The following is an 11,934-nucleotide window of genomic DNA, read 5'->3' as shown; positions in this document are numbered from 1 at the left end:
GGAGAGGTCCTGGCCGGGTGATCGGGCGAGGCGGGTGGCGGCGGCGCCGAGCACGCCGCCGGCGGCCACGAGGGCGAGCCGGCCCCAGAAGCTCATGGCAGGTCCTCCCCCGGGGCGCCGGGGGCCTGCTCGTCGGCGGCCCCGAAGCGGTCGGCCCGGTGGGAGCCGTGCGGCGCGGTGTCGCCCGTGAACGCCCGGCGGACGCCGTGCGAGAACGCGGCGACCTTGATCAGCGGCTGGCCCACGGTGGAGGCCACCAGGGAGGACAGCGCGGAGACGTTCGCGGAGGCGTCGGAGACGTTGGTCGTGATCCCGTCCACCTTCTCGAGCTGCGAGTTGGTGGTCGAGACGGTGCGGGTGACCTCGTCGATGAGGGGGACGGTCTCGTTGTTGAGCGAGCGGATCGTCAGCCGCAGCTCGTCGAAGACCTTGCCGAGCTTGAGGATCGGCACCGCGAGCAGGAGCACCAGCACGGCGAACACCCCCGCGGCGAGCAGTCCTGCGATTTCTCCACCGGTCATGGGGCGGCGCGCTCCTTGCTGGTCGGGTCGGGGGGCCGGGGCGGCAGGACCGCCCGGGCGTGCGGGGACGGGCACCGGCGCGGTGCCCGGGGATCAACTGTACCGAACGGAAGAGCCCGCGGCGCAGGCGCCGCGGGCTCTCCGCAGGGAAGGCCCTGCCCCGGGGGGTCCCGGCGGCAGGAGCCCGCAGGATCAGGCCATGCGGGCGTAGTACTCCACCACGAGCTGCTCCTCGCAGGTCACGGGGACCTCGGCGCGCTTGGGCTTGCGGACCAGCTTGGCCTGCAGCTTCTCGATCTGCACGTCGAGGTAGCCCGGGGTGTCGGGCAGCACGGCCTGGTGCGCGCCGGCGGCGGCGACCTGGAAGGGCACCATCTTCTCCGACTTGGCGTGCACGTGGATCAGCTGACCCTCCTTGACCTGGTAGGAGGGGCGGTCCACCCGCTCACCGTCCACCAGGATGTGGCGGTGCACGACCATCTGGCGGGCCTGGGCCATGGTCCGGGCGAAGCCGGAGCGCAGGACCAGGGCGTCCAGGCGGGACTCCAGCAGGGCGACCAGGTTCTCACCGGTCTGCCCCTCCTGGCGCTTGGCCTCGACGTAGGCGATGTGCATCTGCTTCTCGCGGATGTTGTACTGCGCCCGGAGACGCTGCTTCTCGCGCAGCCGGACGGCGTAGTCCGAGTCTGCCTTCCGGCGGGCACGGCCGTGCTCGCCGGGGCCGTAGGGACGGCGCTCGAAGTACTTCTCGGCCTTCGGGGTCAGGGCGATCCCGAGGGCGCGGGACTTGCGCACCTGGCGGCGCGCACGCGTGTTGTTAGCCACGTTTACCTTTCACAATGCGGTGCCCTCCCCCGTCCGGCGTGCGGTGCGGGGGGAGCGTGTTCTGTTCGGTCCGGCCTCCGAGGACGGGATCGGTCCCGCCGGAGAGGTGAGGATCAGCCGCAATCCTCCTGTCCTGCAAGCGCCGTGGCCGCGCGCCGCGCACCGTGGTTGAGGCGGTGCGCCGGGCGTGCGGGAGCACGGGCCTTGCCGGCCGACGTCCCACTATAGCGTGTGCGGGGCCGTGGCGCGCCCCGGGGTGCTCGCGGTGCGGGCCGGCCCCCGTCCCGGTCCCGGCGCGCCGGAGCGCCGCCCGGGAGTCCCGGACGGCGCTCGGGCGCACGAGCCCTCGGCGCGGACGCGGTCAGTCGACGTCCTCGTCCACCCAGTCGAAGGTCTTGGTGACGGCCTTCTGCCAGTTGCGGAACAGCCGGCCGCGCTCGGCGTCCTCCATCTGCGGCTCCCAGCGCTTGTTCTCGGCCCAGTTCGCGGTGACCTCCTCCGTCCCGGACCAGAAGCCGACGGCGATGCCCGCGGCGTAGGCGGCGCCGAGGGCCGTGGTCTCGGTGACCTCCGGGCGGATCACCGGGACCCCGAGCTGGTCCGCCTGGAACTGCATGAGCAGCTCGTTGGCGGTCATCCCGCCGTCCACCTTGAGCTCGGTGATGTCCACCCCGGCGTCGGCGTTCATCGCCTCGACCACCTCGCGGGACTGGTAGGCCGTGGCCTCCAGGGCGGCCCGGGCGATGTGGGCCTTGTTGACGTAGCGGGTCAGGCCCACCAGGGCGCCGCGGGCGTCCGAGCGCCAGTACGGGGCGAACAGGCCGCTGAAGGCCGGGACGAAGTAGGCCCCGCCGTTGTCCTCGACCGACGCGGCCAGGGACTCGACCTGCGGTGCTGAGGAGAGGATGCCCAGGTTGTCGCGCAGCCACTGGACCAGGGACCCGGTCACGGCGATGGAGCCCTCCAGGGCGTAGACGGCGTCCTGGTCGCCGATCTTGTAGCACACCGTGCTCAGCAGCCCGTTCTCCGAGTGCACCACCTCGGTGCCCACGTTCATCAGCACGAAGCTGCCCGTGCCGTAGGTGTTCTTGCCCATGCCCTTCTCGAAGCACGCCTGCCCGAACATCGCGGCCTGCTGGTCGCCGAGGATGCCGGCGATCGGCACGTCCTTGAGGAAGCCGCGGGTGCGGCCCTTGCCGTAGACCTCGGAGGAGGAGCGGATCTCGGGCAGCATCGACGTGGGGATGCCCATGTCGGCGCAGATCTCCTCGTTCCAGTCGAGGGTCGCCAGGTTCATCAGCATGGTGCGCGAGGCGTTGGTGACGTCGGTGACGTGCACCCCGCCGTCCACGCCGCCCGTCATGTTCCACACCAGCCAGGAGTCGGTGTTGCCCATGAGCAGGTCCCCGTGCTCGGCCCGCTCCCGGGCGCCGTCCACGTTGTCCAGGATCCACTTGACCTTCGGGCCCGAGAAATAGCTGGCCAGCGGCAGGCCCACCCGGTCCTTGTACCGGTCCGGGCCGACCTCCCCGCCGAGCTCCTCGGCGATCTTCTGGGTGCGGGTGTCCTGCCAGACGATGGCGTTGTAGACGGGCTCCCCGGTGGTGCGGTCCCAGACCACGGTGGTCTCGCGCTGGTTGGTGATGCCCACGGCGGCCAGGTCCCGGGCGTTGATCTCGGCGGAGGCCTCGGCGTCGGCGACGACCTTGCGGACGTTGCGCCAGATCTCCATGGGGTCGTGCTCCACCCAGCCGGCGCGCGGGAAGATCTGCTCGTGCTCGAGCTGGCCGGTGCTGACGATCGTGCCCCGGTGGTCGAAGATGATCGCGCGGGAGCTCGTGGTGCCCTGGTCGATGGCCATGACGTACTTGGTGTCGGTGCTCATGGGTGGTCCCTCACTTCGTTGTGGTGTCGTGGACGGGTCGGTCGGTGGTGGTGCGGGCGTCAGGCGGGAACGTTGGCATACAGCTGGTAGAAGCCGCCGGCGAGCACGGCGCCGATGAGCGGGCCCACGACCGGGACCCAGGCGTAGGCCCAGTCGCTGGAGCCCTTCCCGCGGATGGGCAGCACGGCGTGGGCGATGCGCGGACCGAGGTCACGGGCGGGGTTGATGGCGTAGCCCGTGGGCCCGCCGAGGCTCGCGCCGATGCCGACCACGAGCAGCGCCACGGCCAGCGGCCCGATCTCCGAGGGCGTGTTGCCGAAGAGCAGGATCACGATGACGAGGACGAACGTGCCGATCACCTCGGTGACCACGTTCCAGCCGTAGGAGCGCACGGCCGGGCCGGTGGAGAACACGGCCAGCTTGGTCTCCGCGTCGATGTCCTCGTCGAAGTGCTTCTTGTAGGCGAGGAAGGCCAGCACGGCGCCCAGGAAGGCGCCGATCAGCTCACCGGCGAAGTAGACGAGCGTGCTGACGAGGGTGACGGCCACCCCGGGGGCGTACTCCTCGGCGCCGCTGGCCCACAGCCCCACGGTCACGGCGGGGTTGATGTGCGCACCGGACTGCCAGGCGACGTAGACGCCGGCGAACACCGCCAGGCCCCAGCCGAAGTTGACCATCAGGAACCCGCCGCCGAGTCCCTTGGACCTCGGCAGTGCGACGTTGGCGACCACGCCGGCGCCGAGCAGGATCAGCATCGCGGTGCCCGCGACCTCGGACCAGAAGACGGTGGACAGGGAGATGGGCACGGTGGGCGCGACGGCCTGTACCACTGCGTTCGACATCGACAGCACTGCGACTCCTCAGGTGGTGCGGATTGGATGGACCGGCCGCCCGTCGGGGACGGCCGGTGGGGGGTGGGGTCGGGGGACGGGGCTCGGTGGGACGGGTGGGCGCTCAGGCCTCGGAGGGGCGCACGAGCTCCAGGACGTCGGGGGCCGCCGCCCGTGCGGCGGCGGCCGCGGTGTCGTCCGGGGTCCTCGCGGCCTCGTCCTCCGCCGCGCAGCGGAGCCGGTAGGCCTCGACCTCGGCCCCCCGCCGCCGGTCGTCCCAGCCGAGGGCCTCGGCCGCGAGGTCCGCGATCTCCTCGACCGCGTCGAGACCGTGGCGGGCCTGCTCCCACGTGAGCCGGGTGCGCGTGTCGAAGATGTCCTCGAGGTGCAGCGCGCCCTCGTGGGTGCAGGCGTGCACGATCTCCGCCCGCAGGTAGGCCGGGGCCCCCTCCAGGGGGCGGCCCAGGTCGGGGCGGTCCTCCACGAGCTCGGCGATCTCGGTGATCGCCGACCCGTAGCGGCCGAGCAGGTGCTGCACCCGCTCCTCGTTCCAGTCGTGCCGGGCGCCCAGGCTGCCGGCCTGGTGGCTGAGCGCGAGATAGCCCTCGGCGCCCAGCAGCGGAGTGCGGTCGGTGACCGAGGGCACGGCCTTGGCCCGCTCCTCGCCCAGGGCGAGGTCCACGGCGTCCTCGGCCATCACCCGGTAGGTGGTGAGCTTGCCCCCGGCGATCGTGATCAGCCCGGGGGCGACCTCGGTCACGGTGTGCTCGCGGGAGATCTTCGTGGACTGCGCGTCCCCGCCGCCCTTCTTCGTCCCGGGCTGCAGCAGCGGCCGCAGCCCGGCGTACGTGCCGATCACGTCCTCGCGGGTGAGCGGCCGGTCGAGGACCACGTTGGCGTGGTCGATGACGTAGTCGATGTCCTCCGCGGTGGCCACCGGGTTGACGAGGTCCTGGTGGTAGGGGGTGTCGGTGGTGCCGATGATCCAGTACCGCGCCCACGGGATGATGAAGAGCACGGACTTCTCGGTCTGCAGGATCAGCCCGCTCTCGCCGCGGATCCGCTCGCGGGGCACGATGATGTGGATGCCCTTGGAGGCGAGCACCTTCAGCCCGCCCTCGGCGTGGGCCAGGTCCTGGGTCTGCTCGGTCCAGACCCCGGTGGCGGCGATGACGGTCTTCGCCCGCACCGTGTGCTCCGCCCCCGTCTCGAGGTCGCGCACGGTGGCGCCGACCACCCGGCCGGTCTCGTCCGTGGGGAAGGACACGGCCCGCGTGCGGTTGGCGGCGAGCGCGCCGTAGCGCACGGCGGTGCGCACGATGGTGACGACGAGGCGGGCGTCGTCGACCTGGCCGTCCCAGTACTTGACGGCGCCGACCATGGAGCCGGGCTTGATGTCGGGGAAGACCCGCTGGACGCCCTTGAAGCTGTAGTGCCGCTGGTAGGGCAGGGTCGCGACCTTGGCGCCGATGTGGGCGAGGGCGTCGTAGAGGCCGATCCCGGCGGTGACGTAGGGCCGCTCCCAGAAGCGGTGGGTCAGCGGGTAGAGGAAGGGCACGGGCTTGACGAGGTGGGGGGCGAGGAAGTCCAGGAGCAGCTCGCGCTCGCGCAGCGCCTCGGAGACGAGCTTGAAGTCGAGCTGCTGGAGGTAGCGCAGGCCGCCGTGGACGAGCTTGGAGGACCACTGCGAGGTGCCGCCGGCCCAGTCCTGGGCCTCGACGATGCCGGTGCGCAGTCCGCGGGTCACGGCGTCCAGGGCGATGCCGGCGCCGGTGATGCCGCCTCCGACCACGAGGACGTCGAGCTCGGGGCCGTCGGAGAACTCGGCGAGTGCGCGGTCCCGTTCGGCGCTGGAGAGGGTGGGGTGGGCCATGGTGGGGAACTCCTCGGGGCGGGTGGTTGCGGTCGGGAAGGTGCTCTGCATCACACTCTGTCCTGGGTTGCACCTATGCTCAAAGCAAATGAACGGACGTGCAGGGAAGGGAGGGTCACATGCACGGTGATGCCGAGCTCCACCACGCGGCGGAGCTGTACTACGTGCAGGGCATGACGATGGAGGCGGTGGCGGACCGCTTCGGGGTCTCCCGCCCCACGGTCTCGCGGATGCTGCAGGCCGCCCGGGAGCGGGGCATCGTGCGGATCAGCCTCGCGGCTCCCCCGGACGCGGGACACGACCTGTCTCACCGGCTCCGGGAGGCCTTCGGGGTGACGGTGCACGTGGCGGGCACGCCGCGCACGGCCACGGAGCCGCAGCGGCTGGAGTCCGTGGCCCGGGCCGCGGCGGGGCTGCTGGGCGACTGGTTCGGGGACGGGATGACGCTGGCGGTCGCCTGGGGGATCACGACCTCCGCGATCGGGGGCCACCTGCAGCCGAAGGCCACGCGGGACGCGGTGGTCGTGCAGATGAACGGCGCGGTCAGCGCCCGTTCCACGGGGGCGGCGCAGTCCTCGGCGCTGCTCGGGCAGATGTCGGCGGCCTTCGGGGCCGCGCTGCTGCCCTTCCCCGCCCCCGCGTTCTTCGACCAGGAGGAGACGCGGCGGCTGATGTGGCAGGAGTCCTCGGTGCGGCGGGTGCTGGCGGTGCGCAACGCGGCGGACCTGGCGGTGTTCAGCGTGGGGGCCTTCCGCGGTCCGATGATCTCCCAGGTGTACACCAGCGGCTACCTGCCGGAGGACGCGCTCCGGGAGCTGTCCGCGCACCGGGTGGTCGGCGACGTGTGCACGGTCTTCCTGCGGGAGGACGGGACCTACGCCGACATCGACTACAACCGGCGGGCGAGCGGGCCCACGCCCATGGAGCTGCGGCGGATCCCGCGCCGGCTGTGCGTGGTGGCGGGGGACCACAAGGTGCCGGGCGTGGTGGGCGCCCTGCGGGCGGGCGTGGTCACGGACCTGCTCATCGACGAGCGCACGGCCGCGTCGGTGGTGCGCCACCTGTTCGGCCGCTGAGCCCGGCGGTCACCGGCCCCGGACGATGCCCCGCAGGATCTCGAGGCGGTGGGCGATCTCGCGCTCGCGGCCGTGCTCGGTGGGCCGGTAGTAGTCGGTGCCCACGAGCTCGTCGGGCGGGTACTGCTGGGCGGCCACGCCGTTGGGCTCGTCGTGGGAGTAGACGTAGCCCCGGCCGTGGCCGAGCTGGCCCGCGCCGGGGTAGTGGGCGTCGCGCAGGTGGAGCGGGACGGGTCCGGCTCGGCCGGCGCGGACGTCTGCGATCGCCTCGTTGATCGCGGTGTAGGCGGCGTTGGACTTCGGGGCGGTCGCCAGGTGCGCCACGGCCTGGGCCAGCGGGATCCGCCCCTCGGGCATGCCGATGAGCTGCACGGCGTCGGCGGCCGCCACCGCGGTCTGCAGGGCGGTCGGGTCGGCGGTGCCGATGTCCTCGGAGGCGGAGATGATGAGCCGGCGGGCGATGAACCGCGGGTCCTCCCCCGCCTCGATCATCCGGGCCAGGTAGTGCATCGCGGCGTCGACGTCGGAGCCGCGGATCGACTTGATGAACGCGCTGACCACGTCGTAGTGCTGGTCGCCGTTCTTGTCGTAGCGCACCGCCGCCCGGTCGAGGGCCTCCTCGGCGTGCTCCCGGGTGATCACCGGCACCGGCCGCGCGCGGTCCCCGCCGTCGTCCCCGTCCGTATCCCCGCCGGTGTCCCCGTCCGTGTCGTGGTCGTCCGGCTGCTCCGAGAACGCGACCCCGGCGGCGGCCTCGAGGGAGGTCAGGGCCTTGCGGGCGTCCCCGCCGCACAGGTCCAGGAGGTGCTCGCGGGCCTCCGCGGTGAGCTCCACCTCGCCGTTCAGTCCCCGGGGGTCGGCGACGGCCCGGTCCAGCAGCGCCCCGATGTCGGCGCGCTCCAGCGGCTGCAGCGTGAGCAGCAGCGAGCGCGAGAGCAGCGGCGAGATCACCGAGAAGGACGGGTTCTCCGTGGTGGCCGCGACCAGCACCACCCACTGGTTCTCCACCCCGGGCAGCAGCGCGTCCTGCTGGGCCTTGGTGAAGCGGTGGATCTCGTCGAGGAACAGCACCGTGGTGCGCCCGTGCAGGTCCCGGTCCGTGAGCGCCTCGTCCATCACCTTCCGCACGTCCTTGACGCCGGCGGTGATCGCGGAGAGCTCCACGAACTTCCGGGACACGCCCCGGGCGATCACGTGGGCCAGGGTGGTCTTGCCCGTGCCCGGGGGGCCCCACAGGATGATCGACGACGGTCCCGCCGGGCCCCGGTCCTCCCCCGCCAGCACCTGCAGCGGGGAGCCGGGCTTGAGCAGGTGCTGCTGGCCCACGATCTCGTCGAGGCGGCGCGGGCGCATCCGCACCGCCAGCGGCGCCCGGGAGCGCCGCGCCCGGCCGGCCGGGCGGGCGGCACGGTCCGCCCCGTCCCCGGCGGCGCGGGGACCGGGGTCGGGGGCGTCGAGGTCATCGAAGAGGGAGCCGGTCACCCCCTCAGGCTAGCGGCTGCACCCGTCGCGGCCTGTCGGACGAGGGGGCACAGGGCGTACGATCAGCACGCTGATCACGTCGGTGCCGGCGGCGGGCGCGCTCCGCCCGGCGACGGCCACGACCGCTGCGGCGCGGGGTCCACCGGGGATCCCGCCCGGCCGTTCCAGGAATGAGGTACCGGTGTTCGAGGCCCCGAGTCTGCTCTTCGCCGCCGCCGGGCTCGCCGTGTTCGCGGCCGCCCTGCTGCCCCGCCTGCTCGTGCGGGCCCCCGTGTCGATGCCCATGGTGTTCCTGGCCGCCGGGGCGGTGATCTTCGCCCTGGCCGACACCCTGCCCGACCCGGACCCGGTGGCCCACAGCGCCGTCACCCTGCACCTGAGCGAGATCTGCGTGATCGTCTCGCTGATGGGCGCCGGGCTGGCCCTGGACCGACCGCTGGGCTTCCGGCGCTGGGCCACGACCTGGCGGCTGCTGGGGATCGCCATGCCCCTGAGCCTGCTCGGGGCGGCCCTGCTGGGCTGGTCGGTGCTGGGGCTGAGCGCGGCCGGGGCCGTGCTCGTGGCCGCGGCGCTGGCCCCCACCGATCCGGTCCTGGCCTCCGAGGTGCAGGTCGGGGAGCCCTCGGAGTCGCAGGAGGACCTCGAGGGCGAGGACGAGGTCCGTTTCGGGCTCACCTCCGAGGCGGGGCTCAACGACGGCCTGGCCTTCCCGTTCGTCTACCTCGCCATCGCCCTGAGCGTGGTGGGCACCGCTCCCGGCGCGTGGCTGCCGCACTTCCTGAGCGTGGACGTGGCCTGGCGGATCGCGGTCGGCTGTCTCGCCGGGGTCCTCGTGGGCCTGCTCCTGCGGCGGCTCTTCTTCCGCTCCCGGCTCGACAGCGTCCGCACGACCGCGCAGACCGAGGGGTTCGTGGCCCTGGCCGCCACCTTCCTCACCTACGGTCTGACCGAGATGGTCGAGGGCTACGGGTTCATCGCCGTGTTCGTGTGCGCCGTGACCATCCGGGCGGGCGAGCGGGTGCACGGCGCCCACGGCGTGCTGCACAGCTACATCGAGCAGCTCGAGCGGCTGCTCACCGTGGTGGTGCTCGTGCTCCTGGGCGGCGCCGTGGCCCGGGGGCTGTTCGCCGGGCTCAGCTGGCGGGAGGTGCTCGTCGCGGCGGCCTTCCTGCTGCTGGTGCGCCCCCTCGCCGGCTGGATCAGTCTGCTCGGCGGCCGGACGGGACCGTGGGAGCGCGGCGTGCTCGCCTTCTTCGGCGTGCGCGGCATCGGCTCGATCTACTACCTCGCCTACGCCCTGTCCGAGGGCGAGTTCGCCGCCGAGGACCAGGCCCTGTGGCGCATCGTGGGGCTGGTGGTCGTCGGCTCGGTCCTGCTGCACGGGGTCACCGCGGGGCCCGTCATCGCGGCCCTCGACCGCGCCCGGGAGCGGAAGGCCCGCGAGGAGACGGGCTCCGAGGAGGCCGCTCCCCGCACGGCGATCTGACGGCCCGCGCCGGCCCCGGTCTCAGCCCCGCCGGGGCCGTTCCAGCTCGGCGCTGTCCAGGACCAGGGTGAACGGGCCGTCGTTGACGAGCTCCACCTGCATCGCCGCCCCGAAGCGGCCGGTCGCCACGCGCGCGCCGAGCTCCCGCAGCGCGGCGACGTACGCCTCGAACACGGGCTCCGAGACGGGGCCGGGGGCGGCGGCCGACCACGAGGGGCGCCGGCCCCGGCGGGCGTCGCCGTAGAGGGTGAACTGGCTGACGGCGAGCACCGGGGCGCCGAGGTCGGCGCAGGACCGCTCGCCCTCCAGCAGCCGCAGCGTCCAGGTCTTCTCGGCGAGCTTCGCGGCCGTCGCGGCGTCGTCGTCGTGGGTCACGCCCACCAGGGCCAGCAGCCCCGGCTCCTCGACGGCCCCCACGACCTCTCCTCCGACGGTCACGGCGGCCCGGGACACTCTCTGCAGAACGATGCGCATGGGCCCCAGTCCACCACAGGACCGGGCGCACCCGGGGCCCCGCTAGCCTCGTCCCATGACCACCGCGCGCAGCACGCCCCGACCGAGCACCCTGGTGGCCGAGGTGTTCGCGCCCGCCCCGCTGGTGCTGTCCCTGCTGGTGCTCGCCGGCTGGTCGGGGGCCGGGTGGTCCGGGGCCCTGTGGGGTCTGGGGACGGCGGTGGTCGTGGCGTCGCTGCCGATGCTCGTGCTGCGGGTGCTGGCCCGGCGCGGGCGGGTGGACGGGCACTTCGTGCGCGCCCGGGCCCAGCGGCTGCCGGTCTACGCCGCCACGGGGGTGCTCACGGCGCTCGTGGTGGTCGCCGAGCTCGCGCTGGGCGCCCCTCCGGTGGTGCCGGTGACCACGGCGTTCGTGCTGCTGGGCCTGCTGGTGCTGCTGGTCGTGACCCTGTGGTGGAAGGTCTCCGCCCACGTGGCGATGGCCGCGTGCTGGGCCGTGGGGCTCGGCGTCCTCAGCGCCCCGTGGGCGGCGCTGGCCGCGGCGCCGGTGCCGGTCGCGGTGGCCGTCTCGCGGGTGCGCACCGGGGACCACACCCCGGCGCAGACGGTCGTCGGGGCCCTGATCGGCGTGCTCGTCGCGCTGGTCTGGGCGTCGGCCGCGCGCACGGTGCTCTGACCGGCGCCCGGGCCGGTTCAGCCCAGGACCGAGAAGCCCGGGGGCAGCGGCCGCCGGCCCGTGAGCGCCAGCAGGACCCCGGGCAGGTGCCCGCCGTGGGCGGCGAGCTCCAGCGCCGTCCGTCCGGCGTCGGCCAGGACGTGCTCGGGGGGTCTCCGGTCCAGCCCGCAGGCCCCGGCGACGTCCAGGCCGTGGACCGCCAGCTCGAACGTGCGGGTGGGCACGTAGGCGCGCAGCCGGGTGCCGCCCACCAGGGTGCGGATCAGCGGGTCCTCGTCGACGGGCACCTGCGCCAGGGCGTCCCGGGCCCGGTCCAGCGAGGCCCGGACGGTGGCGGACGGATGCCGGCCGAGCTCGCGGCCGGCGGCGACGCCCCGGGCCTCGACCTCAGCGGGGTCCGTGGCCGCGGCGGAGAGCGCGTAGTACTGGGCCGTGCCGGTGCAGGTCTCGTCGTCGGCGGGGACCGTGAGATAGGTGCCGAGCGTGACGAGCGCGCGGTGGGTGTGCCCCACGAGCGCCCGGACGTCCCAGGCGCCCAGGCCCGGCCGGGTCCAGTGGTGCGGGCGGATCTCCCCGACGAGGTCGGCGAACCAGGCCCCGGCGTCGAGGAGGGCGGTGCGGGCGGCGGCGGGATCACGGCTCATGGGCTCCCCTGGGTGCTCGGCGCGGGGGCGGGTCCGGTCGGCGGGATCCGGCCCCGGAGGTGCCCGAAGCCTACTGCGCGGCGACGGCGGGAGGGCCGATGTTGCGCCTGGTTGCGCCCGCTCCTCCGGGCCCCGGGCGCCGGCGGCGCCCGGGACACGGGCCGGGCCGGGGCGCCCGGACGG

General features: G+C 73.8%; 11 protein-coding genes. 3 read left to right on the top strand and 8 right to left on the bottom strand.

The window, feature by feature from the left end:
* Positions 1 to 92 precede the first annotated feature (92 nt).
* The 5 genes from CRM73_RS15535 to CRM73_RS15515 all read right to left on the bottom strand — a co-directional run bounded on the left by CRM73_RS15535 (position 93) and on the right by CRM73_RS15515 (position 5,985).
* Positions 93 to 521, bottom strand: coding sequence for a DUF948 domain-containing protein (locus tag CRM73_RS15535; protein WP_229588371.1), 429 nt, complete (start codon positions 519 to 521; stop codon positions 93 to 95).
* A 192-nt stretch (positions 522 to 713) separates the two neighbouring features.
* Positions 714 to 1,346: a 30S ribosomal protein S4 gene (gene rpsD, locus CRM73_RS15530; protein ID WP_017832285.1), complete on the bottom strand. Its 633-nt coding sequence runs from the start codon at positions 1,344 to 1,346 to the stop codon at positions 714 to 716.
* 361 nt (positions 1,347 to 1,707) lie between these two features.
* Positions 1,708 to 3,231 carry a glycerol kinase GlpK gene (glpK, locus tag CRM73_RS15525; RefSeq protein ID WP_095650960.1) on the bottom strand — a complete coding sequence of 508 codons (1,524 nt, stop codon included), beginning with the start codon at positions 3,229 to 3,231 and terminating at the stop codon, positions 1,708 to 1,710.
* Between the two features lie 59 nt (positions 3,232 to 3,290).
* Positions 3,291 to 4,073: an MIP/aquaporin family protein gene (locus CRM73_RS15520; protein ID WP_095650977.1), complete on the bottom strand. Its 783-nt coding sequence runs from the start codon at positions 4,071 to 4,073 to the stop codon at positions 3,291 to 3,293.
* Between the two features lie 112 nt (positions 4,074 to 4,185).
* Complete coding sequence (locus CRM73_RS15515) at positions 4,186 to 5,985, bottom strand: glycerol-3-phosphate dehydrogenase/oxidase (RefSeq protein ID WP_095650959.1); 1,800 nt, start codon at positions 5,983 to 5,985, stop codon at positions 4,186 to 4,188.
* Between the two features lie 68 nt (positions 5,986 to 6,053).
* Between CRM73_RS15515 and CRM73_RS15510 the strand changes: the two genes are divergently transcribed.
* Entirely contained in the window at positions 6,054 to 7,010 is a 957-nt protein-coding gene (locus CRM73_RS15510) for a sugar-binding transcriptional regulator (RefSeq protein ID WP_095650958.1), read from the top strand.
* Between the two features lie 9 nt (positions 7,011 to 7,019).
* On the opposite strand, the gene CRM73_RS15505 is transcribed toward CRM73_RS15510, so the two are convergent.
* The gene (locus CRM73_RS15505) at positions 7,020 to 8,492 is read right to left on the bottom strand and encodes a replication-associated recombination protein A (RefSeq protein WP_229588369.1); all 1,473 of its coding nucleotides are present in this window, start codon (positions 8,490 to 8,492) and stop codon (positions 7,020 to 7,022) included.
* 181 nt (positions 8,493 to 8,673) lie between these two features.
* Between CRM73_RS15505 and CRM73_RS15500 the strand changes: the two genes are divergently transcribed.
* Positions 8,674 to 9,978 carry a cation:proton antiporter gene (locus CRM73_RS15500; RefSeq protein ID WP_229588367.1) on the top strand — a complete coding sequence of 435 codons (1,305 nt, stop codon included), beginning with the start codon at positions 8,674 to 8,676 and terminating at the stop codon, positions 9,976 to 9,978.
* A gap of 21 nt (positions 9,979 to 9,999) precedes the next feature.
* Here the strand turns inward: CRM73_RS15500 and dtd are convergent, their stop codons facing one another.
* Complete coding sequence (dtd, locus tag CRM73_RS15495; protein WP_095650955.1) at positions 10,000 to 10,452, bottom strand: D-aminoacyl-tRNA deacylase; 453 nt, start codon at positions 10,450 to 10,452, stop codon at positions 10,000 to 10,002.
* 55 nt (positions 10,453 to 10,507) lie between these two features.
* Between dtd and CRM73_RS15490 the strand changes: the two genes are divergently transcribed.
* A complete protein-coding gene (locus tag CRM73_RS15490) occupies positions 10,508 to 11,107 on the top strand; it encodes a phosphoesterase PA-phosphatase (protein WP_095650954.1) in 600 nt (199 codons plus the stop codon).
* A gap of 17 nt (positions 11,108 to 11,124) precedes the next feature.
* On the opposite strand, the gene CRM73_RS15485 is transcribed toward CRM73_RS15490, so the two are convergent.
* Positions 11,125 to 11,751 (bottom strand): maleylpyruvate isomerase N-terminal domain-containing protein, encoded by a 627-nt coding sequence (locus CRM73_RS15485; RefSeq protein WP_017832276.1) that lies wholly within the window; start codon positions 11,749 to 11,751, stop codon positions 11,125 to 11,127.
* Positions 11,752 to 11,934: the final 183 nt, after the last annotated feature.

This window comes from Kocuria sp. CCUG 69068 (assembly GCF_020833785.1).
Taxonomy (GTDB): domain Bacteria; phylum Actinomycetota; class Actinomycetes; order Actinomycetales; family Micrococcaceae; genus Kocuria; species Kocuria rosea.
Note: the sequence above shows the minus strand (reverse complement) of the source record. Positions and strands in the feature narration are given on the sequence as shown.